Below are 839 nucleotides of genomic sequence, written 5' to 3'. Positions count from 1 at the left end.
CTTCAAGGGTACATAAAATATTAAAAAGCATTAACTCTTTAGAAGAGTGAAAAACAGAAATACTTTCATTTATCTCCAAAATAATATAGTATAGCTGTGTTCATTGTTTGGTTTTATAAAGTAAAAAACTTCTCTTTAGAAATTAAAGTATAAAGAGGCTAAATCTTAATCAATAAAGTTGCAGATGATGGAGTCGTAACCTTTGACAGTGCAGCTACTTATAGTAAAATCGCTTCGTCATTCTCCCTGAGGCAAAAGTCTCGCTAGCTCTAAATATATATGCGCCCGTAGCTCAGTTTGGATAGAGTACCTGGCTACGAACCAGGCGGTCGGCGGTTCGAATCCGTCCGGGCGCGCTATATAAAATCAACTCTATCAAACGAGTTTTATTTTATTAGCCTTCGTTTTTCACAAGTTCTTAGAAGATGATTTAAGACAATAATTATTTACAATTAAAACTTTGATATTTTAATCAAAAAATCTAAATAATACATTAGGTAATAATGAAGTAATATTTTAAAAATTAAAATAAATATACATGTGAAAAAATGAAATAGTTTTTGTAGATGACGAAATAAACAATGCTCATTTTAGTTGTCGTATACTGAACTCTTTTAACGGATGGATATGGTATTAGCATTTTCTATTTTTTTGATATACAGAGGTAATAGAGTTATTCTGAAACTGTTATTTAATATTTTTTTAATTGTGGTATTTAATATTTTTTATAAATTTTTAGTAAGAAATCTACGGGGGGGGATCTATAGAGCCCTAGTTGTTAATCACTAAAATAAATTATTTAGAAATAATAAATGCACTATTTTTAAAGGAAGTATTAA

Annotated in this window: 1 tRNA gene; it reads left to right on the top strand. The window is 28.7% G+C overall.

Annotation, left to right across the window (positions count from 1 at the left end):
- Positions 1-281: 281 nt before the first annotated feature.
- Positions 282-356: transfer RNA gene (locus CLERM_RS00595), tRNA-Arg, on the top strand.
- The last annotated feature ends 483 nt before the right edge of the window (positions 357-839 follow it).

Origin of the sequence: Coxiella-like endosymbiont (assembly GCF_002871095.1) — a bacterium.
Taxonomy (GTDB): domain Bacteria; phylum Pseudomonadota; class Gammaproteobacteria; order Coxiellales; family Coxiellaceae; genus Coxiella.
This window is presented reverse-complemented; position numbering and strand designations above follow the sequence as displayed.